Origin of the sequence: Streptomyces sp. NPDC101234 (assembly GCF_044767525.1) — a bacterium.
Taxonomy (GTDB): domain Bacteria; phylum Actinomycetota; class Actinomycetes; order Streptomycetales; family Streptomycetaceae; genus Streptomyces; species Streptomyces sasae.
Genome location: NZ_JBIWOA010000008.1, coordinates 322,997 through 345,357 on the forward strand (window position 1 = coordinate 322,997; position 22,361 = coordinate 345,357).

The following is a 22,361-nucleotide window of genomic DNA, read 5'->3' on the forward strand; positions in this document are numbered from 1 at the left end:
CCTCGTCATGAACACAGCGGACCTTGGGCTGCCGGTGGACGTTCCCTCGACGGCGCTCTTCACGGACCAGTACGAGCTGACGATGCTGCAGGCCGCCCTGAAGGCGGGTACGGCCGAGCGGCGGAGCGTCTTCGAGGTCTTCACCCGGCGGCTGCCGGAGGGGCGCCGCTACGGCGTCGTGGCGGGCACCGGGCGTGTCCTGGACACGGTCGAGAACTTCCGGTTCGACAACGGCGTCCTCGGTTTCCTGGCGGAGCGGAAGATCGTCGACGAGCCCACCCTGCGCTGGCTCGCCGGGTACCGCTTCAGCGGTGACATCTGGGGCTACCCCGAGGGCGAGGTCTACTTCCCGGGCTCGCCGATCATGCGGGTGGAGGGCTCCTTCGCCGAGTGCGTGCTCCTGGAGACCGTGATCCTCTCGATCCTCAACCACGACTCGGCGATCGCGGCCGCCGCCTCCCGGATGGCCTCGGCCGCCGGGGACCGTCCGCTGATCGAGATGGGTGCCCGCCGCACCCATGAACTGGCCGCCGTCGCCGCCTCCCGCGCCGCCTACGTCGGCGGTTTCGCCACCACCTCGGACCTCGCCGCCGGCTTCCGCTACGGCATCCCCACCGTCGGCACCTCCGCCCACGCCTTCACCCTGCTCCACGACCGCGAGCGCGACGCCTTCCGGGCCCAGGTCGACTCGCTCGGCCGGGGCACCACGCTGCTCGTCGACACGTACGACGTCGCCGAGGCGGTCCGTACGGCCGTGGAGGTGGCCGGACCCGAGCTGGGCGCGGTCCGCATCGACTCCGGCGACCTGCTGCTGGTCGCCCACCGGGTGCGCCAGCAGCTGGACGAGCTGGGCGCCGTCGACACCAAGATCGTGGTGACCTCGGACCTGGACGAGTACGCCATCGCCTCGCTCGCCGCGGCGCCGGTGGACGCGTACGGCGTCGGCACCCAGCTGGTCACCGGCTCCGGGCACCCCACCTGCTCCATGGTCTACAAGCTGGTCGCCCGCGCCGAGTCCGCCGACCTCAGGGCGCCGCTGGTGCCGGTGGCGAAGAAGTCGACCGGCGGCAAGACGTCCGTCGGCGGCCGCAAGTGGGCGGCGCGGCGCCTGGACGCCGACGGGGTGGCGGAGGCCGAGGTCGTCGGCACCGGGGAGGTCCCGGCCGACCTGGTCGACCAGCAGCTCCTGGTCGAGCTGGTGAAGTCCGGCGAGGTGGTCGCGCGCGAGCCCCTGGACGCGCCCCGCACCCGCCATGCGGCGGCCCGGGCGAATCTCCCCCTGTCCGCGACCCAGCTCTCCCGAGGGGAACCGGTCCTTCCGACGGAGTACGTACAGGGGCGCTCGGGTAGCTAGAGCGGGTGCCCGCGTACGCGCCCCGCAAAGCCCCCTCCCCTACGCCCCCGTAAGTCTCTACGCTCGTAGGTTCAGGCCGGACCCGCACGCTTCATCCACGCGTCTCCCCCGTCGACAGAACCGAAATCGAATGCGAAGGACACCGACCATGCGCCGCGCCTTGATCGTCGTCGATGTGCAGAACGACTTCTGCGAGGGGGGCAGTCTCGCGGTGACCGGGGGTGCCGATGTGGCCGCCGCGATCACGGAGCTGATCGGGCAGGCGCCCGCCGGCTACCGCCACGTGGTGGCGACACGCGACCACCACATCGCGCCGGGGGGCCACTTCGCCGACAACCCCGACTATGTCCGCAGCTGGCCGGCGCACTGCGTCGCCGGCACCGAGGGGGTGGGCTTCCATCCCAACTTCGCCCCGGCGGTCGCCTCCGGGGCGGTGGACGCCGTGTTCAGCAAGGGGGAGTACGCGGCGGCGTACAGCGGCTTCGAGGGCGCCGACGAGAACGGGGTGAAACTGGGCGACTGGCTGCGCGCCCGCAAGATCGACGAGGTGGACGTGGTGGGCATCGCCACGGACCACTGCGTGCGGGCGACGGCGCTGGACGCGGCGCGGGAGGGCTTCCGCACGCAGGTCCTGCTGGACCTCACGGCGGGGGTGGCCGAGGACACGACGGAACGCGCCCTGGAACAGCTCCGCGAGGCCGGCGTAGAACTGACCGGCAAGCCGGTCGTCTAGAAACCGCCACACCCCCGAGGCCACCGCACCCTCAGGCCGCCACACCCTCAGGCCGCTGCACCCTCAGGCCGCTGCACCCTCAGGCCCCCTGCGGCTGCGTCCACCGCTCACATTCATCTCCGCCGCAGCGGCGCTCAGCCGCGACGGCGGATTTCGGCGGTGCCGGACCGGCCGGTGGTCACCCGCGGGCCGGTGGGGGCCGGTCGCGCAGTTCCCCGCGCCCCTGAGTCGGCTGCCCTGCCCAGCACTCAACCCTTGCCGTCGGCCTTTGCGGCCCTGGGGCGGCTGCCCGGGCCGGCGCCGATCGACGCACCCGCCCACGCCCGGGCCGGTGGGGGCCGGTCGCGCAGTTCCCCGCGCCCCTGAGTCGGCTGCCCCGCCCGGCGCCCAACCCTTGCCGTCGGCCTTTGCGGCCCTGGGTCGGCTGCCCGGGCCGGTGGGGGCCGGTCGCGCAGTTCCCCGCGCCCCTGGGTTGGCTGCCCTGCCCAGTACTCAACCCTTGCCGTCGGCCTTTGCGGCCCTGGGTCGGCTGCCCGGCCGGTGTCGGGAACGTGCTGGTCACGCTGCTGTTGGTCGGCGGAGTAGGGATCTGATCGGTCTCCACAGTTCGGTTGCCGTGACACCGTTGTCAGGGGCCGTTCGCCATATCAGGCCGTCGGGGTGGTGGAGGACGGCCGTGATCTCGTCCGGGGTCGGAGGGGCGGCGTTGCCCCGTAGGTAGACCGCTCGCATGCCGAGGTTGCGGAGCCTGGTCAGGGCGCGGGCGCGGTTCTGGGCATGGACCAGTACCCGTACCGCGGACGAGCCGTCCGCGGCGGTCGGGCTGGGCAGGTTCAGCGCCACCACCACCATGCCGTTGGGCAGCTTGCAGAAGCCTCCTGCGGCCATGCGATCAGATCCCCGTCCGCGTCGGTGTCAATAAGAAATCCACAGGACGCACCTAAACACGATCGGCGGCGACCCGCCAAGGGGTCGCCGCCGATATGTGTCTGACCTGCGAGAACAGGGATTACTTCGTCGCGGGGCCGACCTGGAGGGAGATCGTCGAGCCGTCTCGCGCTTCCTTGACGATCTTGATCTTGGTGTTGGTGTCAGTGATCTTGACACCGGCGGCCGGGTTCGACGCGTCGTAGTAGGTGCTGGTGTGGTCGTTGAAGACCGGCACCCCGGCAGCCGACTTGATCTTCGTCGCGACGTCCGCCTTGTGCAGGGTGATGCCGTCCGTGCGGTAGAGGCTGAACGGCGAGTCGTAGGCCTGGATGCGGTTGCGCATCAGCGTGCCGTCGGACCACTTCAGCGGCGCCGGGTGGGAGTCGATCGGGAGGATCAGACCGGTGCCCGGGTGACCGCCGTCGCCCGTGTGCGTGTTGTTGTCCGCCTCGGAGGTGTCCCACTTCCAGATCAACAGGCCGTTCTGGTACGGGTAGTGCTCCACCCAGTCCGGACGGGTCGTCGAGAAGCCGAAGTTGTACGGGCCGACCTTGAGGGTCTTGTCGTACGACACGTACTGGCGGTTCTCCGCGATGTAGTACTGCGCATAGTCCTTGGTGAAGGACTCACCGATGCGGGAGAAGCCGGAGGCGGTCCAAGCGGCGTCCGCCGACTCCGCGTTGTCGGAGAAGACGGCCGAGCCGTCCGCGGTCACCGTGATCTCGTCGGCCGTGAAGCCCTTCAGGGCGACCCCGCCGTCGGTCTGGTAGCGGAAGCGGAGCTGGATCTTCTGGCCCGCGTAGGCGTCCAGCGGGTACGACAGCTTGGCGTACGCGTCGATCGAACCGGTGAGCGCCGGCTTGTCGCTGCCGTCGCGCGGGATGGCCGCGCCGTTCACCGTGCCGTCCAGGGCGGTCCAGTTGGCGCCGCCGTCGGTGGACACCTCCGCGTAGAGGTAGTCGTAGTTGGCCTCGATGTCGTACCAGCCGTCGAGCGAGAGCGCGGCGGACGACTTGCCGGTGAGGTCGACCTCACGAGTCAGCGTGTTCTTCAGGTCGTTGCCGCTGCCGCTCCACCACTGGGTCGAGCCCTCAGCCGGGGTGACGACCGTGGTCGTGACCGCCTTGTCGGGCAGGGTGACCACGAGGGCCTGCTTGTTCTTCGTGTTGTACTCGGCGACGCCCAGCTTGTGGGCGGACTTCACGCCCGCCTTGGCCACGTCGTAGTTGAGCCAGCCGAGCTGCAGCTTGTCCCAGGCGTTCATGTCGCCCGGCAGGTCGCCGATGGACTCCTTGCCGGTGCCCAGCCAGGAGCCGGAGGACATCAGGGTCCAGAAACCGGTGGAGTTCTCGCCGCCGTCGGTGTCGTACTCGTCCGGCAGGCCGAGGTCGTGGCCGTACTCGTGGGCGTAGACGCCGAGGCCGCCGTTCTCCGGCTGCATGGTGTAGTCGCCGACCCAGATGCCGGTGTCGCCGACCTGGGTACCGCCCAGCTTGTTGTTGTCGGGGCCGGTGGCGCCGGCGTCGGTGCCGAAGGCGTACCAGCGGTGCGCCCAGATCGCGTCGGTGCCCTGGGCGCCGCCGCCCGCGGACTCGTCCTCGCCCGCGTGCACGATCTGGAAGTGGTCGACGTAGCCGTCGGGCTCGTTGAAGTTGCCGTCGCCGTCGTAGTCGTAGCGGTCCCACTGGTCGTACTGGGCGAGGTCGGCCTTGATGGCGGCGTCGGACTCGCCGGCCGCCTTCTGGTCGGCGACCCAGGCGTTCAGGCCGTCGCGCACCAGGTTCCAGACACTGGAGCAGGTGGTGGAACCGCAGGCGTTGTTGCCGTAACGGGCCTCGTTGTAGGGGACCTTGACCCAGTCGGTGACCTCACCGTCGACCGAGTAGCGGCCCGAGGACTGCTTCTCGTAGTACTTCTTCAGCGACTCGGTGTTCTTGCCGGTGCCGAAGTAGAGGTCCTGGAAGTGGGCCTGGTTGTAGTCCGCCTGCCACGCCGTGGAGTTGTCCTTGGTGCGGTCCGGCTGGGCTATCTGGTTGTGCAGCGGGCCCGCCGTGCCGTTGTACCGGGGGTCGGTCTGGTCGCCGAACTCCACCAGGATCGTGAAGATCTTGTCCGTCTTCTCGCGGCCGAGCTCGACGTACTTGCTGTCGCCCTTCTTGCCCTTGAGCTGGACGACCTTCGAACCGTTGCGGTCCTTGACCTGGGCCTTGCCGGATATGACCTGGTCGAGGGCCTCCTGGCGCTGGGCCTCCTGGGTCTTGCTCAGGGGGCCGTCGAGATCGTGCTCGTCCTGCTTCGCCGACGGGTCGTGCCGGCCGGCGGTGGCGGTCGCGGCCGGGGTCGCCGCCTCCGCGACCGCGAAGGTGGCGAATCCCACGGAGGCGGTCGCGAGCGTCACTCCTACGGCGAGTGCTCTGAACGTCCAGGGTCTGCTGGTCACTTGAGTTCCTCCCCCGCGCCGCGCGCACGGAAGGGGGACCGGGTCATGGTTGGGTCCGTGCGCGCACGTTCAACGCGTCGATTCAAGTGACGACATTTGACTACTGGTTTACGAGAAAAGACAGACCTTGACTTAGAAACTTCAACTCCAGTATGCGGAGCTGAAGTTCGCTTTACGGACGCCCGGGGAGGGACCCACCCACGAAGGACCTCGCTCAACCGGCGCGCATATGCCTCTGGTTGCCGTATGCCATGCGACCGTGCGCCCCCTGTGCACCGGTACCGTGGGTTAGGTCACGCTTACCGGTCGTTCCTCTCGGGCACACACGCGAATAGAGTCGAATGGTGGAACGCCCGGAAGCCGGTGAAATGTCAGGCCGGCTACCCGTCTCACCCCCACATCTTCCGAGGACACGATTGCCATGCCTCGTCCGACCCCGGCACAGCTCGTCTACGGTTCGTGCACCGTGATCTGCTCGACGCTCGCCATGCTGCTGCTGTCACAGACGAGTTCGGGCATCGGGATCGCGGTCATCGCGCTCGCCGCGCTCGGTCTGGGACTGCTGGTGGCCATGACGGTCCCGCTCCCTGGGCCCCGCACGGTCGCACAGTCACAGCCCACCCCGACCGCACCGCCCGGTGTGCGGGTCCCCGCACCCCGGGAGACCGTGGCCGCCGCCACGGCCGAGCCCGTCCGGGAGCCCACCGCGCCCTGACACACGCACACACGCGAAGTCGGCGGGTCCGTGAGACTGACGGACCCGCCGACTGCTTGTGCGCCCCTCGGGACCACCTCGTACCGCCTACGGCGGGATCACCTCGTACTGACGACGACCGTCTTCGCGGCCTTGTCGTGCAACCCCTGTTTGTACGGTTTGTCGAAGAAACTCCAGCCGCCGCAGATGATCGTCCAGACGCAGGCGCAGCAGAAGGCGAACGGCAGCCACAGCACCAGGGCCCGCATCAGCGAGGTCTGGCCGGAGGGGGTGGCACCGTCGTTCAGGTTGGCGACCCGCATGCCGAGCCACTTCTTGCCGAGGGTCTGGCCCGTCTTGGCGATCAGCAGGGTGTCGTAGGCGACGAACAGGACGGCGGCGATGACCGACTGGGCGAGGGATCTGCCGGCCGAGATCCGCTCGCCGTGCATCTGGTACTCGCTCACCCCGAACGCCAAGGTGACCAGCACGACCACGATGCCCACCAGGATCATGTCGATGATCCTGGCGAGGGTGCGTCTGCCGCTGTCGGCGAGCGGGGGCATCCCGGCGAGCGGATCGGCGGGGTAGCCGCCCTCGTCGCCGCCCGCTCCGTAGGGGCCGCCGCCGTAGGGGCCACCGCCGTAGGAGGGCGGTGGGGGCTGCGAGCCGCCGTACGGGGTGTCGTACGGCGAGCCCGAACCCGGCCCCTGGCCCTCGCCCGGCGGGGGCTGTTTCCTGAACGGGTCGTCTTCCGGCGGCTGTCCGGAGCCCGGCGGCGGTTCGGTGCTCATGGCCCGAGTGGACCGCGAAGCCGCCCGGCCCGCATCCGGCGCGCGGCCGTACGGGGCAATCCCCGTCCGGCCACGGAGGGGGCGATCCCTATTCCGCCACGAAGGTGCGCGCCGCCTTGTCGTGCCAGCACTGGCGCCAGGGCCGGTCGAACAGGCACCAGGCGACACCGACGATCCCGATGCCGAGCAGCCCGGGCACGGTGTACACCAGCCAGCGGCGCAGCGCGGCGCCGAAGGCGGGGGGCTCATGGCCCTCGATGTCCCGTACCTCCAAGCCGAACAGCTTCTTGCCGAGCGTGCGGCCCCATCTGGCGGTGGGCAGCACCTCGTAGAGGACACCGGCGACGAGCAGGACGGCGAGCACGATCCCGAGGTACGCGCCCGTCGTGCCGTCGAGCAGCCAGACCGTCTCGGTACGGCCGGACAGCTTGGCCGCGTCGATCTTGTCCTGCACGTGCTGGGCCGCCTTGGTGCCGAACGGTACGGCGGCGGCCGCGGTGACCCCGCCGACGATCAGGCTGTCGACGAGCCGCGCGGCGAACCGCTTGCCGAGTCCGGCGGGACGGGCCGCCGCCTGCCGCCGGGCGGCCGCCTGGAAGACGTCCTCCACCGGCGGCTTCCAGGGCGCCGGCTGCTGGTCACCGGCGAGTTGGTGCACCTGCTGCGCCCAGGAGGACTGCCCGCCGCCGGCACCGGCGGCCATGGGGCCGGCGGCGGCCGTCGGGGACTGCGGCAGACCGGACTGCTGGGGCAGGGACGGGGCGACCGCCTGGGGAGCGGCGGGCCCCTGGTCGGGTTCCGCCTGGGCCGCCGCCGCGCGGGCCGCGGCCGCCTTTCCGGCACCGAAGCCGGGACGGCCGGTGCCGGTACCGCCCGCTCCGGCACCGGGCGCGCCGACGGGTCCCTGGGCCCCGAAGCCGGCCGCGCCGACGGGACCGGCGGAGCTCTGAGCGCCGTAACCACCGGGACCGGACGCACCGGCACCACCGGAGCCCGGCGCACCGAACCCGCCCTGGCCCGCGCCGGTACCGCCCGCCCCCGTGCCCGGGTCCGCCGCGCCGGTGTCCGGCCCCTGCGCGCCCTCGCCCCGGATCGGACGGAACGTCAGCGTGCCGTCGTCCATGGGCGGCTGGGCCGGGCCGACCGTCGGCCTGCGGAAGATGAACGTGCCCCCCGAGTCGATGTCGCCCTGGTCCGCCGGCGGGATCGTCGCCGTACCGTCGGTGCGGGACGACCGGCCGTCCGGCTGGGCCGGGGCGCCGGCCGCCCGGGGGTCGGCGCCCCAGCCGGAGGTTGCCGCCTGCGGGTCCTCGTCGAAGAAGTGCGGGCCGGTCTCCTCCACCGAAGAGGCCGCAGGGGGCGCGGGAGCCCCGGAAGCCGCAGGGCCGGAGCCGGGCGGCGGCATGAGCGGCCGGCCGTCGGCCGGGGCGGGGCGGCTGGTGCCCGGCACCCAGGAGGCACCGTTCCAGTAACGGACGTAGCCGGGGATGGACGGGTCCGGGTAGTAGCCCTCGCGGGGCCGTTCGTCACCGGGTGCCGGAGTTGGGGCGCTCATGTCCGTCGTCCCGTATCTGCTCGGGGGTCGTGTGGGAGCCTCCACATCTATCAGACCCGGGTGGTCCCCACCGCCAGTCCCGCAGGACCCGCCCCTTTCCGGGCAGCCCTGTGCATCCCCTTCACCGCATCGGAAAAAAATCTTCCGGAACCCGCGTAATGCTCGCGGCCCCAGCCTCTCTCCACTCGTACGGGCCCACCCGCAGGCGCCCGTACGACTGATCGAGAACGAATGATCGAGAGAGGAAACGAACGTCATGGATCACACCGTGGTGGAACGCGAGCTGGAGCTCCGGCTCATCCTGTCCCCGGAGCGGAGCATCCCGGTCCCGGCGCGGCTCGCCTACCGCTCCGACGACCCGTACGCCGTCCATGTCAGCTTCCACATCAACTCCGACTTCCCGGTGCACTGGACCTTCGCCCGCGACCTCCTGGTGGAGGGGGTGTTCCGGCCGAGCGGGCACGGGGACGTACGGGTGTGGCCGACGAAGTCGGAGGGCCGCAGCGTCGTGCTGATGGCGCTGAGTTCGCCCGACGGGGACGCCCTGCTCCAGGCGCCGACCGCCCAGGTGTCCGCCTGGCTGGAGCGGACGCTGCGGGCGGTGCCCCCGGGGTCCGAGGGCCGGCGGCTGGGGATCGACGACGCGCTCGACCAGCTGCTGGCCCAGTGAGGCCCCCGGCGGATGAGGTCAGAACAGCTTGCCGGGATTGAGGATGCCCAGCGGGTCGAAGACGTCCTTGACGGCCCGCTGCATCTCCACGCCCACCGGCCCGATCTCGCGGGCCAGCCACTCCTTCTTCAGGACGCCGACGCCGTGTTCGCCGGTGATGGTGCCGCCGAGCTCCAGTCCGAGGGCCATGATCTCGTCGAAGGACGCACGGGCGCGGGCGCATTCGTCGGGGTCCTGGGCGTCGAAGCAGACGGTGGGGTGCGTGTTGCCGTCGCCCGCGTGGGCGACCACCCCGATGGTCAGCCGGTACTTGTCCGCGATGCGCTCGACGCCCTCGATCATGTCGCCGAGCCGGGAACGGGGCACGCACACGTCGTCGATCATCGTGGTGCCCTTGACGGCCTCCAGGGCGACGAGTGAGGACCGGCGGGCCTGGAGGAGGAGTTCGGACTCGGCGGCGTCGTCGGCCGGGACCACCTGGGTGGCGCCCGCGGCCTCGCACAGCTCGCCGAGGGCGGCCAGGTCCGCGGCGGGGTCCGGGGTGTCGAAGGCGGCGAGCAGCAGCGCCTCGGTGGACTCCGGCAGGCCCATGTGGGTGAGGGCATTGACCGCCCGCACGGTCGTGCGGTCCATCAGTTCGAGGAGGGACGGCACATGCCCGCCCGCCATGATCTTGCACACCGCGTCGCAGGCGGCGGCCGCGGAGCCGAACTCGGCCGCCAGCACCAGCTGCTGCGGCGGCTTGGGCTTCAGGGCCAGCACGGCCCGTACGACGATGCCGAGCGAGCCCTCCGAGCCGACGAAGAGCCGGGTGAGGTCGTACCCGGCGACACCTTTCGCCGTACGCCGGCCGGTGGACAGCAGCCGCCCGTCGGCGAGGACGACGTCCAGGCCCAGCACGTACTCGGCGGTCACCCCGTACTTCACACAGCACAGCCCGCCGGACGCGGTGCCGATGTTGCCGCCGATCGTGCACATCTCCCAGCTGGAGGGGTCCGGCGGGTAGTAGAGGCCGTGTTCCTCGACCGCGCGGGAGAGGGTGGCGTTGACGACGCCCGGTTCGGTGACGGCGATGCGGTCGACCGGCGAGATCTCCAGGATGCGGTCCATCTTCGTCAGGGACAGCACGATGCAGCCGTCGGTGGCGTTGGCGCCGCCGGACAGGCCGGTGCGGGCGCCCTGCGGGACGACCGGGACACGCAGTTCGGTGGCGGTGCGCATGACGTGCTGGACCTCTTCGACCGTGCGCGGCAGCACGACCACGGCCGGGGCACCGGCCGGGCAGAAGCTCGCCATGTCGTTGGCGTAGGAGGCGGTCACATCGGGGTCGACGAGAACCGCGTCGGCCGGCAGACCCGCGAGGAGCCGGTCGGTGAGGTTTCCGGTGGCCTCGTCCCGAGGCGCTTCGATACGGCTCATGATCACAGCGTCGCACCCGGGGCCATCGGTGTGAACCCCACAGGGTCCGTCCTTGGGCCGCATGGATGTGGTGGTCGTATTGACGCACAGTGTGCGGCATGTGCGCGCTCGACAACCGACCGTCCGGACCCGCCACCTCGCTGCTCCCGGAGCCGGAGCCGCCGCGCCGCCGCCGGGTGCTGCGGAGGCTGCTGATCGTCGCACTGGCCGGCAGCGCGGCGGCCTGCGGAGCGCTGCTGCTGTGGCACCCGCACCCGTCACCCCCCGCCGCCCGGCCCGCGGCCGCCGGACCCCAGGCGCAGCGGCAGTCGACGGCGCAGGTCGTGACGGAGGTCGTCAACGGGATGCCCGCCGCGCTGCCCGACCTCACGACGCTGATCGGCGAGCGGGAGGCCCGGGTCCGGGCACAGCCGAAGGACGCGCGGGCCTGGGCGGTGCTCGGGGCCGCGTATGTGGAGCGGGCGGCCCGGACCGCCGGGATCGCCGACTATCCGAGGGCCGAGCGGGCGCTGCAGACCTCCCTTGAGGTGTCGGCCAAGGGCAACGCCGAGGCGCTGCGCGGACTCACGGCGCTGGCCAACGCCCGCCGGGACTTCCCCGAGGCCAAGCGGTTCGGCGAGGAGGCGCTGCGGGCGGCGCCGAAGCAGTGGTCGACGTATCCGGCGCTGATCGACGCCTACAACGGGCTCGGCGACTACAAGGCGGCCAGGTCCGCGCTGGACAAGCTGATGGCGCTGAAGGTCGGGGCCGACGTGAGGCCCGCCGTGATGGCCCGGGCCTCCGCCGTGTACCGGGACCGGGGCTGGCGCGAGGACGCCGTGGCCCAGGTGACCGACGCGGCGGCGGCCGCCCGGACGCCCGCCGAGCAGGCCGCGTACCTGTGCCAGGCCGGACAGCTGGCCTGGGAGCGGGGCGACCGGGACGACGCGCTGCGGCACTTCCGTGCGGCCGTGGGCCTCGACCCCGACCTGTCGGTTGCCCGGGCGGGGCAGGGGCGGGCACTGGCCGCGCTGGGCCGCACACAGGATGCGCTGACCGCGTACCAGGGCGCCCTCGCACACCGGCCGTCTCCCCAAGTCTCCCTGGAGCTGGGTGAGTTGTACGAGTCGCTGGGGTTGGGGCGGGAGGCGGACACGCAGTACGCGGCCCTGCGGGCGCAGGTGCAGCGGGAGCTGGCGGCCGGGATCGACGACGATCTGCTGATCGGGCGGTACGAGGAGGACCACGGGGATGTCCAGGAGGCGGTGCAGCGGCTGACGGCCGAATGGGAGCGGCAGCCCGGCATCGAGGTCGCCGACGCCCTGGGCTGGGCGCTGCACCGGGCCGGTGACGACAAGGAGGCGCTGCGGTACGCCTCGATCGCGACGGACTCGACGAAGGGCGGCGGGGTCCGCAGTGCGCCGTACGCGTTCCACCGGGGCATGATCGAACGCGACCTGGAGCTGGAGGCCCCGGCCCGCCGCCACCTCCAGGACGCACTGCGGATCAACCCGTACTTCTCGCCGCTGCAGGTACCGGTGGCCAAGGCGACCCTGGCCGCGCTCGGGGAAGAGCCACCGGAGGAGCCGCTGCCGGGGTAGCCGGACCCCGGCGGACTCCGGCGAGCAGCGCCGCCGGACACCACCGGGCCGGTTGGGCACCGCCATACTCCGCCGGACTCCGCCGCCGTGGCTGATCGCCGTCGCGGCGGAGACGAATTCGACCGGAGTCACGTTCCGGCCGTCGGCTCACAGGTTCCCGCGGCGCTCCTGCTCGCGCTCGATCGCCTCGAACAGGGCCTTGAAGTTGCCCTTGCCGAAGCCCATCGAGCCGTGCCGTTCGATGATCTCGAAGAAGACCGTCGGCCGGTCCTGGACCGGCTTGGTGAAGATCTGCAGCAGATAGCCGTCCTCGTCGCGGTCGGCGAGGATCTTCAGCTCGCGGAGGGTGTCGACCGGCACCCGGGTGTCGCCCACCCACTCGCCGAGGGTGTCGTAGTACGAGTCCGGGGTGTCGAGGAACTGCACACCGGCCGCGCGCATGGTCCGCACGGTCCCGACGATGTCGTTGGTGTTGAGCGCGATGTGCTGGACGCCCGCGCCGCCGTAGAACTCCAGGTACTCGTCGATCTGGGACTTCTTCTTGGCTACGGCGGGCTCGTTGATCGGGAACTTCACCTTCAGGGTCCCGTCCGCCACCACCTTCGACATCAGCGCGCTGTACTCGGTGGCGATGTCGTCGCCCACGAACTCCTTCATGTTCGTGAAGCCCATGACCTTGTTGTAGAAGCCGACCCATTCGTTCATCCGGCCGAGTTCGACGTTGCCGACGCAGTGGTCGACCGCCTGGAAGGTGCGGCGGGCCGGCGGTTCGACGATCGGGGACGCGGCGACGAATCCCGGCAGGTACGGGCCGTCGTAGCCCCGCCGCTCGACAAGGGTGTGGCGGGTCTGGCCGTACGTGGCGATCGCGGCGAGGACGACGGTCCCGTGCTCGTCCTTCAGTTCGTACGGCTCGGCCACCGACCGGGCGCCGTGCTCGACCGCGTAGGCGTGCGCGGCGCGAGCGTCCGGGACCTCGATGGCGAGGTCGACGACACCGTCGCCGTGCTCGGCGACATGGCGGGCCAGGAAGTGGCCCCACTCGGAGTCCGGCCTGATGACGGAGGTGAGGACGAACCGCGCCGAGCCGTTCTCCAGCACATAGCTCGCGGTCTCGCGGCTGCCGTTCTCCGGTCCGGAGTACGCGACCAGCCGCATGCCGAAGGCGGTGGAGTAGTAGTGCGCCGCCTGCTTGGCGTTGCCCACGGCGAAGACGACCGCGTCCATTCCCTTGACCGGGAAGGGGTCGTCCTGCCGGGTGGTCGTGTCGGGAGTGTGGTCTGTGGTCTGCGTCATGGTCGAAGGGTGAACCTGGCGGGCAAGGTGCGCAATAGTTCGCGTTTTGCCTGGGCAATATGCTCAGCGGTACCTCCATACCGGCGGACTTTCTGTACATGGTGACCATCGGGAGGCGGGCATGACGATCGATCGTCTGGACGGACGGATCCTGGTGCTGTTGGCCCGGGAGCCGCGGATCGGCGTGCTGGAGATGTCCCGCCGGCTGGGGGTGGCCCGGGGGACCGTGCAGGCGCGTCTCGACCGGCTCCAGTCGAACGGGGTGATCCAGGGATTCGGCCCGCAGGTGGACCCGGCCGCCCTCGGCTACCCGGTCACCGCGTTCGCCACCCTCCAGATCCGGCAGGGCCAGGGCCCGGACGTCCGGGCCCATCTGGCCACCGTGCCAGAGGTCCTCGAACTGCACACCACCACCGGCACCGGCGACATGCTGTGCCGCCTGGTGGCCCGCTCCAACGCCGATCTCCAGCGGGTGATCGACCGGGTCGTCGGCTTCGACGGCATCGTCCGCGCCTCCACGGCGATTGTCATGGAGAACCCCGTTCCGCTGCGGGTCATCCCGCTGGTGGAACAGGCGGCGGAGGACAGCGAGGAGGGCTGACCGCCTCAAGTGGAGCGAGTTACAAAGAAGTTGATGCAAAGAGAGGGTTGCAAAGGTCTATTTGCATAGATACCTTTGTGCGCATGACGGAGCACGAGGCACGGAAACCGCGCGTTCTGGACGCCCGTTCGCTGCGCGGGCTGGCGCACCCACTGCGGATGGCGATGCTGAACGCGCTGCGGTACGGCGGGCCGGCCACCGCGTCCCAACTGGCCGCGAAACTGGGCGAGTCCAGCGGGGCGACCAGTTACCACCTGCGCCAGCTCGCCGCCCACGGCTTCGTCGAGGACGCTCCGGAACACGGCAAGGGCCGGGAGCGCTGGTGGAAGGCGGCCGATGAGGGGCTGGTCTTCGACAGCGACCAGTTCCAGGACGCCGACCCGGAACTGCGCGGCGCGATGGACACGTTCATGCACGAAGTCGCCAACACCCACACACGCGAGCTGTCGGCATGGCTGACCACCCGCAACGAGTGGTCGCCCGCCTGGGCGCGCTCCACCGACATGAGCGACATGACACTACGGCTGACACCCGAGCTCGCTCAGGAACTGGTCGGCAGGATGCACGCCCTCATCGACGAGTTCCGCACCACGCCCCCCGGCAAGGACACCCCGGAGGCGGAGACGGTGCGCATCCACACCCACCTGTTTCCCACGAGGACGGATTGAGAGGCAGAGCGATGCATTTCCAGACCCAGCTCGCCGAGTACCGGATGGCCGAACGACACGCTCAGGCACAGACCTACCGCTTAGCGAAGGCAGCCAAGCCAAAGAGGGAACTCCGCACCCGCATCGGCTGGACGCTGGTGGAAATAGGCCTCCGCCTGGCAACACCGGCCCCTGCATCAGCGCCCCTTTAGGGGCGCGGGGAACTGCGCGGCCAGCCCCCACCGGGCCCGCAGACGAAACTCAGCAGCCGGGGACCTTCGCCCCCTTCTCCAACGCGACCAAGTCGGAAACGGCCCCCTTGAGCGTGGTCACCGGCACCAGTCGCAGCCCCTTCGGCAGCTCGGCCTTGGCATCCGCGCACTCGTCCTTCGGCACGAGAAAGACACTCGCCCCGTCCCGCCGCGCGGCCTGCGTCTTCAGCGCGACCCCGCCCACGGCCCCCACCGTGCCGTCCGCACTGATCGTGCCCGTGCCGGCGATGTTCTTCCCCCCGGTGAGGTCTCCCCCGCTCCCGTTCCCGTCGAGCTTGTCGATGATCCCGAGCGAGAACAGCAACCCCGCACTCGGCCCGCCCACGTCCGCGAGTTTCAGGGTCACCTTGACCTTGCTCGCGCTGAGATCGAGGTACTTCAGCGCAGCCTGGGCCGCCGCGTCCTGCGACTGCTGCATCTGCTCGGTGTTGTGCTGCTCGATCTCCTTGACGCTGTTGCCGCTCGGATACACCGCGTCGCGCGGCATGACGGCCCGGTCCGTGCGGAACCAGCTGCCGATCACGTCACCGAGTGACACCCGGGCGTCCGGCCCGGTCGCCTCGATCGTCGTCATCCGCAGCTGCCCCCCGGTCGTCCGGGTGGGCGCTCCGGCGATGGTGATCACCGGGGTGCCCTGGTTGTCACCGAGGACGTTCGCCGTCATCCCGGGCTGGGCCACCGAGAACGGCAACGGCGCGAAGACGGCCGTACCGACGAGGGCCACGACGGGAACCGCACAGACGGCGATGGCCTGGAGACGCGTGAGACGTGAGAGCACGGAGTCAATCTAACGCGGCGACCTGTTCGGGCCACCGCCCCGGCCACCGCTCCGGTCAGCGCGTGAGCAGCTCGCGGCGCTCCAGGGTGAAGCGGCGCAGCGCGTCCGGCAGCGGCTCGATCCCGATACCGGGACCGGTCGGCACCCGGAGGTGCCCGTCGTCCAGGACGAACGGTTCGGTGATGTCCTCGGCGAAGTACCGGCTCGACGCCGATGTGTCGCCCGGCAGCGTGAAGCCCGGCAACGCCGCCAGCGCCAGGTTCGGCGCCCGTCCGATCCCGGTCTCCAGCATTCCGCCGCACCACGCCGGCACCCCGTGCGCCCGTGCCACGTCGTGGATGCGGCGGGCCTCCAGGTAGCCGCCGACCCGTGCGGGCTTGATGTTCACCACCCGGCACGCGTCCATGGCGATCGCGGCCGCCGTGTCCCGTGCGCTGTGCAGGGACTCGTCGAGACAGACCGGCGTCGTGATCCGCCGCTGCAGCTGGGCGTGGCCGTGCAGGTTGTCCTCCTCCAGCGGCTCCTCGATCAGCAGCAGCCCGAACTCGTCGAGCCGCCGCAGGTGCTCCGCGTCGGCGAGGCCGTACGCCGTGTTCGCGTCGACCTGGAGCGGCAGCGCGTCCCCGAACCGCTCGCGCACCGCGCGTACCGGCTCGACGTCCCAGCCGGGCTCGATCTTCAGCTTGATCCGGACGTACCCCTCGGCGAGATACCCCTCGACGTCGTCGAGCAGTTCGCCGACCGAGTCCTTGATGCCGACCGAGACACCGGCCGGCACCCGGTCCCGCACCGACCCCAGGAACACGGACAGCGGCATCCCGTACGTCCGCAGCTCCGCGTCCAGCACCGCCGTCTCCAGCGTGGCCTTCGCGAGCTCGTGCCCCTTGATCTTCGCGGTCGCCGGGCCGACCGCGGCGGCGGTGAGGTCCCGTACCGCCGCCAGGCGCGGCACCAGGAAGTCGCGCAGCACGATCTCCGCGCCGGCCGTGAACTCCGAGCAGTACAGCGGCTCGGGGTCGGCGGCGAACTCCGACCAGCCCTCGGCGGTGTCGGTGACGACGTGGAGGAGGAAGGTGTCCTTCGTCGTCATGGTCCCGAAGGACGTACGGAAGGGCGTGACCAGCGGGATCGCGACATGCACGATCTCCACGCGCTCCAGCTTCATGCCGTCCCCTCCGTCGTCTCCGTCGTCTCCGTCTTCTCCGTCTTCTCCGTCTTCTCCGTCTTCTCCGTCTTCTCCGTCGTGCGGGCGAGCGTGTACCAGCCGTCCCTGGACATCCCCACGGCCCGGAAGCCCTCGGCAAAGGCCGCCGTGAACACCTCGCGGACGGCGTACCGCCAGCGCAGGGCGAGCACCGGGTCAGCGGCCCGCAGCCGGACGACGTCCTCCGGCACCCGGCACCACACGGCCCGGTCGTCGAGGTCGCGACGGGCGAGGACCTCGCCGTCGGGGCCGTGGTGGCTGGCAGGGGCATCGTGCCTGTCGTACGACGTGGAAGGCACCGCGGCGGCGTCCGCCGTCAGGTCCCAGGTCACGGTCAGCCGGTCGCTCTCGTCGCCGTCGTTCACTCCGTCGGCCATCGGGCCGTAGAAGTCGACGAGGTACTCGGTGCCGGTGGCGCCCAGCTTGACCAGGTTGAAGCGGGCGTTGCGGCCGACCAGCGGGTCGAAGGTCCAGCGCATGGTACGGGCGCCGAGATCCAGGGCCCAGGCGCGCTGGGCCCGCTTCACGGCGTGCCCGAGGCCCTGGTCGGCGGCGGCGACGAGGGAGTAGGTGTCGCGGTCCGGGCCGAACACGGCGACGGCCGCCCCGGCCAGCCGGGTGCCGTCGTAGGCGGCGTGCACGGCGCCGCCCGCGTGGACCAGGCTGTGCAGGACCTCGGCCGGGTAGGGCGGGGCGGTGCGGGGCGTCTGCCAGACGTCGCTGAAGTAGTCGGTCACGGCCGCGAGCCCGGCGACGTCGTGGACGGTACGGATGCTGACTCCGGTCACGGTCAGGGTCATGATCCGAGTCTCGGAGCCGACGCCCTCCCCCGTGTTGTGCGGACGGACAAGGAATGCGTACGGTCATGAGGAGATCAGCCAAGCCCCCCCTCGAAAAACTCCTGGTTAGGGATTCCCATGGACGCCTGCACCCTCGGCGACCTGCTCGACATCGTCGGCGGTCCCTCCGTCCGGCTGCACACGGCCCCCGCCGGGCTGACCGTGCCGGTGACCGAGGCGCTGCTGTACGACGCCCACGCCCCGCTGCCCCGGCGGCCGGGCGCGCTGCTGCTGGCGGTCGGGGTGCGCGCGGCGGCGGCCGGGCCGCTGGTGCGGGCGGCGGCCGAGGCGGGGCTGACCGGGGTGGTGGTGCGGGGCGCCGACGGGCCGGTCGGGGAGGCGGAGACGCACGGGATCGCGCTGCTGTCGGTCGACGAGGATGCCGCCTGGCACCATGTCCACCTGCTGCTGGCCTCGGCGATCGGCGCCCGCCCGGCGGCCCCCGGGAGCGGGCTCGGCGATCTGTTCGCACTGGCCGACGCGATCGCGGCCGGGGTCGGCGGGGCCACCGCCATCGAGGACCCACGGCAGCGGCTCCTCGCCTACTCCACCGTGGCCGGGCAGCCGGTCGACGAGGACCGCCGGCAGGGCATCCTGGGCCTCCAGGTACCGGCCAGCGCCGAGAACACCGAGCAGTACCGGACCCTGTTCGCCGCCGAACGACCGGTCAGGCTCCCGGCGTTGAGCGATGCCGACCTGCCCCGGCTGGCGATGGCGGTGCGGGCCGGCGGCGAGACCCTCGGCTCGGTCTGGGTGGTCGACGGCGGCACGCTCGCGCCGGACGCCGAGGACACCCTCGTCCAGGGTGCCGCCACCGCCGCCCTGCTCCTGCTGCGCGCCCGGGCGGCGCAGGAACTGGCCCGCCACCAGAGCGGCGACCTGCTGCGCCGTCTCCTCGACGGCACGGCGGACGCCGCGGCCGCCGCGATCCGCCTGGGGGTGGACGGCGAGGTGCGGGTGGCCGCGTTCACGCTCGACACCACCACCAGCGTGCCGGACGCCGAGCGCACCGCGCTGCGCCTGCTGGACGTCGTACGGCTGCAGTGCGAGGCGCGCTACGGGCGGCACGCGTGTGTGCTGGTCGACGGAGTGGTGTACGCGCTGCTGCCCGGTCCGGGGGCACGGCACCGGCCGCTGGCCGAGGACATCGTGCGGCGGGCCGGGCAGGCGCTGCGGGTGCCGGTGCGGGCGGGCCTGGGCGAACTGGTCCCGGACGTCAGCGAGCTGGTCGGCTCCCGGGCGGACGCGGACCTGGTGCTGCGGGTCCTGGACGCGGAGCGCCCGGTGGCCACGGTGGACGAGGTGCGCCCCCGGGTCACCCTGCTGCGGCTGGCCGAAGTGCTCGGCGAGCAGCGGGAGTTGACCGCGGGGGCGTGGCAGCGGGTGCTGGCGTACGACGCCGGGCACGGCACCGAGTACGCCCGTACCCTGGTCTGCTGGTTCGACGCGGGCTGCGACATGGCGGGCGCGGCCGAGCTGCTGGCCGTCCACCCCAACACCTGCCGCTACCGGCTGCGCCAGCTCCGGCAGCACGTCGGGATCGACCTGGACGATCCCGACGAACGGCTGGTGCTGTGGCTGCAGTTGCGGGTGCTGGCCGGGCTCAGCGCACGAGCCACGCCCTGAGGTCCTCCTCACAGGCGCGCAGCTGCGCGACCGGCACGTACTCCCCCGCCGTGTGTGCCAGGGAGGGGTCCCCGGGACCGTAGTTGAGCGCGGGCATGTCCAGCGCCGCGAACCGCGCGACGTCGGTCCACCCCAACTTGGGCCGGGGCACGGCCCCGAGCGCCTCGACGAGCCCGGCGATCCGGTCCAGCCGGGGCAACGCACCGGCGACCGCCTCGGTGACCCGCACCTCGTACTCCGGGAACAGCCGTCGTACGTACGCCTCCGCGTCCGCCGCCGAACGGCTGGGGGCAAACCGGTAGTTGACGCTCACGACGCACTCGTCCGGTACGACGTTCCCGGCGACCCCGGCCCGCACGGCGACCGCGCTCAGCCCCTCCCGGTACTCCAGCCCGTCGATCACCACCCGCTCGGCGGTGTGGTCGTCGAGCCGCTGGAGCACCCGGGCGGCCCGGTGGGCGGCGTTGACGCCCTGCCAGGCCCGCGCGGTGTGTGCGCGCCGGCCGGGTACGACGATGTCTGCGGCGAGGTACCCCTGGCAGCCGGCCTCCACCCCGGCGTCGGAGGGCTCCATGAGGATGGCGAGGTCGGCGGCGAGGAGTTCGGGGGCGAGCAGGCCGAGTCCGTTGCGCTCGCCCTCGACCTCCTCGCACTCGTAGAGGACGAAGGTGAGGTCGACGGCCGGTGCCGGGACGGTGGCGGCGAGCCGCAGCGCGACCGCCACCCCGCCCTTCATGTCACAGGCGCCGAGCCCGTGCACGCACCCGTCGGCGAGCCGGGAGGGCAGGTTCCCGGCGGCCGGGACGGTGTCCAGGTGCCCGGCGATCAGGACACGCCGGTCCCGGCCGAGGGCGGTACGGGCGACCACGGTGTTGCCGACCCGGTCGACCTTGAGATGCCCGAGGCCGCGCAGGGCGTGCTCCACGGCGTCCGCGATCCGGGCCTCCGCCCCGCTCTCGGAGGGCAGGTCGACGAGGGCCCGGGTGAGGTCGACGACGTCGGCGGTGAGGTCGAAGACGGTCATGCGGCTTCCCGCGGGTCGGCGTCGGCGTGGGCGAGCCTGGAGTGACGGATGCCGTAGCAGCCGTAGATGACGAGGCCGACGGCCATCCAGGTCCCGAAGGCGATCCAGGTGTCGGTGCCCAGGCTGAACAGCATGTAGCCGCAGAAGCCGACGCCGAGGACGGGTACGACCGGGGAGAACGGGACCCGGAAGGAGCGGGGCGCGTCGGGGCTGCGCCGCCGCAGGATCACCACGGCCAGGTTGACCAGCATGAACGCGAAGAGGGTGCCGATGCTGGTGGCGTCGGCGAGGCTGCCGAGCGGCACGAGGGCGGCGAGGACCGCGATGAAGGAGGAGACGATCACGGTGTTGGCGCGGGGCACCCCGGTGCGCGGGTGGACTTTCGCGAACAACGGCGGCACGAGCCCGTCCCGGGACATCGCGAACAGAATCCGGATCTGCCCGTACTGCACGGTGAGCACGACGCTGGTGGTGGCGACCACGGCACCGACGGAGAGCAGGATCGGCCACAGGTTCCCGCCGCCGACGGACCGCACCAGCACCTCGCTGAGCGTCGCCTCGGTCCCCGCGAACTCCTTCCACGGCATCGCGCCGAGCGCGGCGACGGCGACCAGCACGTACAGGGCCGTGACCAGGACGAGGGAGAGGATGATCGCCCGCGGCAGATCGCGCTGCGGGTTCCGGGCCTCCTCGCCCGCGGTGCTGGCGGCGTCGAAGCCGATGTAGGAGAAGAAGAGCGAGGCGGCCCCCGCGCTCATCCCGGCGGCGCCGAGCGGGAAGAGCGGCTGGAAGTTCCCGGCGTGGAACGCGGTGAAGGCGACCGCGCAGAAGAGGATCAGGGCCGCGATCTTCACGCCGACCATGATGACGTTGGCGACGGCGCTCTCCCTGGCCCCGCGCAGCAGCACGACCATCGCGAGGACGACGATGAGCGCGGCCGGGATGTTGAGCGTGCCCCCGGCGCCGGGCGGGGCGCTGAGCGAGTCCGGCAGGGTGACGCCGAAGGTGAGGTGGAGCAGTTCGTTGACGTACTGCCCCCAGCCGACGGCGACGGCGGCCACCGAGACGCCGTACTCCAGGATCAGACACCACCCGCACACCCAGGCGACGAGTTCGCCGAGGGTGGCGTAGGCATAGCTGTACGACGATCCCGAGCCGGGGATCATCCCGGCGAGCTCGGCGTACGACAGGGCCGAGAACAGGGCGGTGACGCCGGCCAGCACGAAGGAGACGACGATCGCGGGGCCGGCCTCGGGCACGGCCTGCCCGAGCACGACGAAGATGCCGGTGCCGAGGGTCGCTCCGACGCTCAGCAGGGTGAGCTGTGTGAGCCCCATGGTCCGCGTCAGCGGGCTGGCGCCGGCCTCACCGACTAGGGTGTCGACGGACTGCCGCCGGGTGAGCCGACTTGCGGTACCGGCGGCCCGTTGCCCTGGCCGCGGCCGTGTCCCAACCGTCTCCATACTCCGGCTCCCTCCACCGTGGGCACTTTGTCTGGCCCTGATGATGCGGAGGGAGTGGGGTCAGCGTGATGGGGGGATCGGCCAGAGGGTGGGGTGCGGGATTGGCGGATCGGCCAATGCGGGTGCGTGGGCGAAACAAAGGGGGCCGGAGGACGGCGGCTGGCTGCGGGTGCGTGGGGGCTGGCCGGGGGGCCCCCCCCCCCCCCCCGGCGGGGGGGGGGGCCCCCCCCCCCCCCGGGCCCCCCCCCCCCCCCCCCCCCCCCCCCCCCCCCCCCCCCCCGCCCCGCCCCCCCCCCCCCCGGGGGCCCCCCCCCCGCCCCCCCCCCCCCCCCCCCCCCCCCCCCCCCCCCCCCCCCAAAACCCCCCCCCCCCGCCCCCCCCCCCCCCCCCAACACCCCCCCCCCCCCCCCCCCCCCACCCCCCCCCCCCCCCCCCCCCCCCC

General features: G+C 71.9%; 19 protein-coding genes. 8 read left to right on the forward strand and 11 right to left on the reverse strand.

Annotated elements, in window-relative coordinates:
• Positions 1 to 7 precede the first annotated feature (7 nt).
• Together ACIRR9_RS17810 and ACIRR9_RS17815 are read left to right on the forward strand one after the other, a co-directional pair.
• Complete coding sequence (locus ACIRR9_RS17810; RefSeq protein ID WP_403752256.1) at positions 8 to 1,354, forward strand: nicotinate phosphoribosyltransferase; 1,347 nt, start codon at positions 8 to 10, stop codon at positions 1,352 to 1,354.
• Positions 1,355 to 1,502: 148 nt separating this feature from the next.
• Positions 1,503 to 2,087 (forward strand): nicotinamidase, encoded by a 585-nt coding sequence (locus tag ACIRR9_RS17815; protein WP_365337986.1) that lies wholly within the window; start codon positions 1,503 to 1,505, stop codon positions 2,085 to 2,087.
• Between the two features lie 558 nt (positions 2,088 to 2,645).
• Here ACIRR9_RS17815 and ACIRR9_RS17820 read toward each other — a convergent pair.
• Together ACIRR9_RS17820 and ACIRR9_RS17825 are read right to left on the reverse strand one after the other, a co-directional pair.
• Entirely contained in the window at positions 2,646 to 2,975 is a 330-nt protein-coding gene (locus ACIRR9_RS17820; protein ID WP_385680485.1) for a hypothetical protein, read from the reverse strand.
• Positions 2,976 to 3,096: 121 nt separating this feature from the next.
• Positions 3,097 to 5,457, reverse strand: coding sequence for an immune inhibitor A domain-containing protein (locus ACIRR9_RS17825; RefSeq protein ID WP_403752260.1), 2,361 nt, complete (start codon positions 5,455 to 5,457; stop codon positions 3,097 to 3,099).
• Between the two features lie 421 nt (positions 5,458 to 5,878).
• Between ACIRR9_RS17825 and ACIRR9_RS17830 the strand changes: the two genes are divergently transcribed.
• The gene (locus ACIRR9_RS17830) at positions 5,879 to 6,172 is read left to right on the forward strand and encodes a hypothetical protein (protein WP_384556076.1); all 294 of its coding nucleotides are present in this window, start codon (positions 5,879 to 5,881) and stop codon (positions 6,170 to 6,172) included.
• Between the two features lie 98 nt (positions 6,173 to 6,270).
• On the opposite strand, the gene ACIRR9_RS17835 is transcribed toward ACIRR9_RS17830, so the two are convergent.
• Positions 6,271 to 6,945, reverse strand: a complete 675-nt coding sequence (locus ACIRR9_RS17835; protein ID WP_403752264.1) for an RDD family protein — start codon at positions 6,943 to 6,945, stop codon at positions 6,271 to 6,273.
• 88 nt (positions 6,946 to 7,033) lie between these two features.
• Positions 7,034 to 8,500 (reverse strand): RDD family protein, encoded by a 1,467-nt coding sequence (locus ACIRR9_RS17840; protein WP_403752267.1) that lies wholly within the window; start codon positions 8,498 to 8,500, stop codon positions 7,034 to 7,036.
• Between the two features lie 256 nt (positions 8,501 to 8,756).
• Between ACIRR9_RS17840 and ACIRR9_RS17845 the strand changes: the two genes are divergently transcribed.
• Entirely contained in the window at positions 8,757 to 9,170 is a 414-nt protein-coding gene (locus ACIRR9_RS17845) for an SsgA family sporulation/cell division regulator (RefSeq protein ID WP_403752270.1), read from the forward strand.
• A gap of 18 nt (positions 9,171 to 9,188) precedes the next feature.
• Here ACIRR9_RS17845 and ACIRR9_RS17850 read toward each other — a convergent pair whose 3' ends face one another.
• On the reverse strand, positions 9,189 to 10,595 hold the full coding sequence (locus tag ACIRR9_RS17850) for an FAD-binding oxidoreductase (RefSeq protein ID WP_403752273.1): 1,407 nt from the start codon (positions 10,593 to 10,595) through the stop codon (positions 9,189 to 9,191).
• Positions 10,596 to 10,687: 92 nt separating this feature from the next.
• Here ACIRR9_RS17850 and ACIRR9_RS17855 point away from each other — a divergent pair, with 92 nt between their 5' ends.
• Positions 10,688 to 12,169, forward strand: coding sequence for a tetratricopeptide repeat protein (locus ACIRR9_RS17855; RefSeq protein ID WP_403752275.1), 1,482 nt, complete (start codon positions 10,688 to 10,690; stop codon positions 12,167 to 12,169).
• 147 nt (positions 12,170 to 12,316) lie between these two features.
• On the opposite strand, the gene hppD is transcribed toward ACIRR9_RS17855, so the two are convergent.
• Positions 12,317 to 13,465, reverse strand: a complete 1,149-nt coding sequence (gene hppD / locus ACIRR9_RS17860) for a 4-hydroxyphenylpyruvate dioxygenase (protein WP_123976620.1) — start codon at positions 13,463 to 13,465, stop codon at positions 12,317 to 12,319.
• A gap of 121 nt (positions 13,466 to 13,586) precedes the next feature.
• Here hppD and ACIRR9_RS17865 point away from each other — a divergent pair, with 121 nt between their 5' ends.
• Entirely contained in the window at positions 13,587 to 14,066 is a 480-nt protein-coding gene (locus ACIRR9_RS17865) for an Lrp/AsnC family transcriptional regulator (RefSeq protein WP_403752278.1), read from the forward strand.
• An 83-nt stretch (positions 14,067 to 14,149) separates the two neighbouring features.
• Positions 14,150 to 14,734 carry an ArsR/SmtB family transcription factor gene (locus tag ACIRR9_RS17870; RefSeq protein WP_403752281.1) on the forward strand — a complete coding sequence of 195 codons (585 nt, stop codon included), beginning with the start codon at positions 14,150 to 14,152 and terminating at the stop codon, positions 14,732 to 14,734.
• A gap of 240 nt (positions 14,735 to 14,974) precedes the next feature.
• On the opposite strand, the gene ACIRR9_RS17875 is transcribed toward ACIRR9_RS17870, so the two are convergent.
• Genes ACIRR9_RS17875 through ACIRR9_RS17885 form a run of 3 tightly spaced genes read right to left on the reverse strand, consistent with a single transcriptional unit; the run spans position 14,975 to position 17,767 of the window.
• Positions 14,975 to 15,763 carry a S16 family serine protease gene (locus tag ACIRR9_RS17875; protein ID WP_403752284.1) on the reverse strand — a complete coding sequence of 263 codons (789 nt, stop codon included), beginning with the start codon at positions 15,761 to 15,763 and terminating at the stop codon, positions 14,975 to 14,977.
• A 55-nt stretch (positions 15,764 to 15,818) separates the two neighbouring features.
• Complete coding sequence (gene menC, locus ACIRR9_RS17880; RefSeq protein ID WP_403752287.1) at positions 15,819 to 16,928, reverse strand: o-succinylbenzoate synthase; 1,110 nt, start codon at positions 16,926 to 16,928, stop codon at positions 15,819 to 15,821.
• The gene (locus tag ACIRR9_RS17885; RefSeq protein WP_403752290.1) at positions 16,925 to 17,767 is read right to left on the reverse strand and encodes a chorismate synthase; all 843 of its coding nucleotides are present in this window, start codon (positions 17,765 to 17,767) and stop codon (positions 16,925 to 16,927) included. The genes menC and ACIRR9_RS17885 overlap by 4 nt, the downstream gene beginning before the upstream one ends.
• A 117-nt stretch (positions 17,768 to 17,884) precedes the next feature.
• On the opposite strand from ACIRR9_RS17885, the gene ACIRR9_RS17890 reads away from it, so the two are divergent.
• Positions 17,885 to 19,432: a PucR family transcriptional regulator gene (locus ACIRR9_RS17890; RefSeq protein ID WP_403752293.1), complete on the forward strand. Its 1,548-nt coding sequence runs from the start codon at positions 17,885 to 17,887 to the stop codon at positions 19,430 to 19,432.
• Here ACIRR9_RS17890 and dapE read toward each other — a convergent pair.
• Together dapE and ACIRR9_RS17900 are read right to left on the reverse strand one after the other, a co-directional pair.
• Positions 19,410 to 20,456: a succinyl-diaminopimelate desuccinylase gene (dapE, locus tag ACIRR9_RS17895; RefSeq protein WP_403752296.1), complete on the reverse strand. Its 1,047-nt coding sequence runs from the start codon at positions 20,454 to 20,456 to the stop codon at positions 19,410 to 19,412. The two genes, ACIRR9_RS17890 and dapE, sit on opposite strands and share 23 nt — an antisense overlap.
• Entirely contained in the window at positions 20,453 to 21,919 is a 1,467-nt protein-coding gene (locus ACIRR9_RS17900; RefSeq protein WP_403752299.1) for an amino acid permease, read from the reverse strand. Before ACIRR9_RS17900 ends, dapE begins: the two co-directional genes overlap by 4 nt.
• Positions 21,920 to 22,361: the final 442 nt, after the last annotated feature.

Excerpts from the sequence above, each read along its gene's own strand:
- ACIRR9_RS17810 (WP_403752256.1), top strand. The coding sequence starts at position 8 with ATGAACACAGCGGACCTTGGGCTGCCGGTGGACGTTCCCTCGACGGCG.
- ACIRR9_RS17815 (WP_365337986.1), top strand. The coding sequence starts at position 1,503 with ATGCGCCGCGCCTTGATCGTCGTCGATGTGCAGAACGACTTCTGCGAG.
- ACIRR9_RS17820 (WP_385680485.1), bottom strand. The coding sequence starts at position 2,975 with ATGGCCGCAGGAGGCTTCTGCAAGCTGCCCAACGGCATGGTGGTGGTG.
- ACIRR9_RS17830 (WP_384556076.1), top strand. The coding sequence starts at position 5,879 with ATGCCTCGTCCGACCCCGGCACAGCTCGTCTACGGTTCGTGCACCGTG.
- ACIRR9_RS17835 (WP_403752264.1), bottom strand. The coding sequence starts at position 6,945 with ATGAGCACCGAACCGCCGCCGGGCTCCGGACAGCCGCCGGAAGACGAC.
- ACIRR9_RS17840 (WP_403752267.1), bottom strand. The coding sequence starts at position 8,500 with ATGAGCGCCCCAACTCCGGCACCCGGTGACGAACGGCCCCGCGAGGGC.
- ACIRR9_RS17845 (WP_403752270.1), top strand. The coding sequence starts at position 8,757 with ATGGATCACACCGTGGTGGAACGCGAGCTGGAGCTCCGGCTCATCCTG.
- ACIRR9_RS17855 (WP_403752275.1), top strand. The coding sequence starts at position 10,688 with ATGTGCGCGCTCGACAACCGACCGTCCGGACCCGCCACCTCGCTGCTC.
- hppD (WP_123976620.1), bottom strand. The coding sequence starts at position 13,465 with ATGACGCAGACCACAGACCACACTCCCGACACGACCACCCGGCAGGAC.
- ACIRR9_RS17865 (WP_403752278.1), top strand. The coding sequence starts at position 13,587 with ATGACGATCGATCGTCTGGACGGACGGATCCTGGTGCTGTTGGCCCGG.
- ACIRR9_RS17870 (WP_403752281.1), top strand. The coding sequence starts at position 14,150 with ATGACGGAGCACGAGGCACGGAAACCGCGCGTTCTGGACGCCCGTTCG.
- menC (WP_403752287.1), bottom strand. The coding sequence starts at position 16,928 with ATGAAGCTGGAGCGCGTGGAGATCGTGCATGTCGCGATCCCGCTGGTC.
- ACIRR9_RS17885 (WP_403752290.1), bottom strand. The coding sequence starts at position 17,767 with ATGACCCTGACCGTGACCGGAGTCAGCATCCGTACCGTCCACGACGTC.
- ACIRR9_RS17890 (WP_403752293.1), top strand. The coding sequence starts at position 17,885 with ATGGACGCCTGCACCCTCGGCGACCTGCTCGACATCGTCGGCGGTCCC.
- dapE (WP_403752296.1), bottom strand. The coding sequence starts at position 20,456 with ATGACCGTCTTCGACCTCACCGCCGACGTCGTCGACCTCACCCGGGCC.
- ACIRR9_RS17900 (WP_403752299.1), bottom strand. The coding sequence starts at position 21,919 with ATGGAGACGGTTGGGACACGGCCGCGGCCAGGGCAACGGGCCGCCGGT.